Annotated in this window: 3 protein-coding genes; all 3 read right to left on the bottom strand. The window is 72.4% G+C overall.

The genetic code is table 11. The features are described from left to right. Positions 1-167: 167 nt before the first annotated feature. Complete coding sequence (locus AC6LJ9_RS30475; RefSeq protein ID WP_498150432.1) at positions 168-668, bottom strand: nitrous oxide reductase accessory protein NosL; 501 nt, start codon at positions 666-668, stop codon at positions 168-170. Then, positions 665-1,498 carry an ABC transporter permease gene (locus tag AC6LJ9_RS30470; protein WP_212314239.1) on the bottom strand — a complete coding sequence of 278 codons (834 nt, stop codon included), beginning with the start codon at positions 1,496-1,498 and terminating at the stop codon, positions 665-667. Before AC6LJ9_RS30470 ends, AC6LJ9_RS30475 begins: the two co-directional genes overlap by 4 nt. Further along, positions 1,495-1,993: AAA family ATPase (locus AC6LJ9_RS30465; protein ID WP_498150431.1), on the bottom strand; the 499-nt coding region annotated here is incomplete at its 5' end. The genes AC6LJ9_RS30465 and AC6LJ9_RS30470, both read right to left, overlap by 4 nt.

Genomic DNA, 1,993 nt, shown 5'->3' with positions numbered 1-1,993 from the left:
CTGGAGGCCAGCGCCCGCCAGGGCAGGAGGCCGAGCGCCGAGCTGGCGGCGGCGATGCCGATGAATCGGCGGCGTGAGGGAAGCTTCATGATGCGGGTCTCGATGTGGGGCTCGATATGACTCTCGATGCAAGATCGTGTGGACGCGATGGGCGCGGCGCCATGGCGCTATTGCGCGAAGACGTAGCGCTCGGGCACCTCGCTGAAGGCGGCCACGCGGCCGCCGTGGCGGCGGGCGAAGTCCTGCGCCCGCGCCTGGTCGGAAAACGGCATGGCGTCCTCGGCGCCCATGCCGCCGATGTAGCCGCCCTCGATCACGTAATAGGCCTGGCGCGCGTCGATCCACACGGCGGGATCGGGCGCGCCGTCGACGCCGGCGGTGGCCATGTCGTTCACGTACACGGCGAGCAGGCCCTTGGGCTCCTCGGGCAGCATGGTGTAGGCGAAGACCTGCTTGATCGACGAGAACCACACCGGACCGGCGCGGCCGCGCACGAAGATCTGGCCCTTCGGGCCGGCGTGGTCGTTCAGGACCATGCCGCAGTAGTGGCCGACGGCGTCGGCGCTCATGGCCTGCGGCGCGGGCGGCGCGGCGGGCGTCTCGTCGCCGCAGGCCGCCAGGGCCAGCGCGGCCGTGGCGGCGGCCAGCAATGTCCGTAGCGTTTTCATAGCTGCCGGCTCCGGAATACCGCCGCCGCCAGCAGCAGCGGCGCCGCGATCCACAGCAGCAGCGCCAGCACCAGCGTGGGCAGCGGCAGGCTGGCCTGGTCGCCCACGCCGGCCATGCCGGCGTACATCGCGATGTGCTCGAAGCCGGTGAGGTTCAGCAGCCGGTACACGTCCGAGGGATTGAGCAGCAGCAGCGCGTTGAGCGCGCCCGGGCCGATGTGGCGGCCCTGGTCGGCCGCCAGCGCGCCCAGCAGCGCCATGTCGTAGATCACCACGAAGAACAGCCAGACGCCGACCGCGATGCCGGCCGCCGTGGCGCGCTCGCGCACCGCCGCGCTGACCAGGTAGCCCAGCGCCAGGAAGCTGGCGCCCAGCAGCACGCTGGCGCCGATCAGCAGGGCGAAGGGACGCCAGGCGGCCGCGTCCAGGCCGCCGCCGTGCAGCCATTGCAGCGCCAGGCCGGCGAAGCCGTAGCCGGCGCCGGTGGCCAGCGCCAGGATGACCAGGTGGCCGGCGAACTTGCCCGCCATGACCTGCCAGCGCGCCACCGGATAGCTCAGCAGCAGCGCCAGCGTGCCCCGGTCGGCCTCGCCAACGATGGCGTCGTAGGCCAGCAGCATGGCGATCAGCGGCACCAGGAAGATCGACAGGCTGGACAGGCTGACCACGGTGACGGTCAGCGGATCGACCTTGACCGAGCCGGTGGGGGCGCTGCCCAGCAGCCCCAGGGCCAGCGCCAGCGCGGCCAGCAGCAGCGAGGTCGCCAGCACCCAGCGGTTGCGCAGGCCGTCGCGGATTTCCTTGGCGGCGATGGCGTGGATGGCGTTCATATGTCCTCCCGTTCCAGCAGATGGGCGTAGATTTCGTCCAGGCCCGGCACGTCGATGTCCAGGTCGCGGATGTCCTGGCCGATGGCGCCGATGGCGCGGATCGCCGCCACCTTCTCGTCCTCGGCGCACAGGCGTTCGTAGCGGCCGCCATCCAGCGCGCGCCAGGGCGGGGGCAGCGGCGCGCCGGACCCGGCCAGCGTCAGGCGGATGCGTAGCGGCAGGCCGGTGCGCCGGCGCAGTTCGGACAGGGTGCCGTCGGCGATCTTGCGTCCGGCCTTCATCACCACGACGCGGTCGGCGTGCCCGGCCAGCTCGGACAGGGCGTGCGTGCTGAGCAGGATGGTGGCGCCGGCAGCGCGCAGCTCGGCGACGATGCGGTAGAACAGCTGGCGCGAGGCCGGGTCCAGGCCGGTGGTGGGCTCGTCCAGCAGCAGCACCCGAGGCTCTCCCAGCAGCGCCTGCGCCAGCGCCAGGCGCTGGCGCATGCCCTTGGAA

The organism is Achromobacter sp. 1011811831 (assembly GCF_059760905.1).
Note: the sequence above shows the minus strand (reverse complement) of the source record. Positions and strands in the feature narration are given on the sequence as shown.

Excerpts from the sequence above, each read along its gene's own strand:
- AC6LJ9_RS30475 (WP_498150432.1), bottom strand. The coding sequence starts at position 668 with ATGAAAACGCTACGGACATTGCTGGCCGCCGCCACGGCCGCGCTGGCC.
- AC6LJ9_RS30470 (WP_212314239.1), bottom strand. The coding sequence starts at position 1,498 with ATGAACGCCATCCACGCCATCGCCGCCAAGGAAATCCGCGACGGCCTG.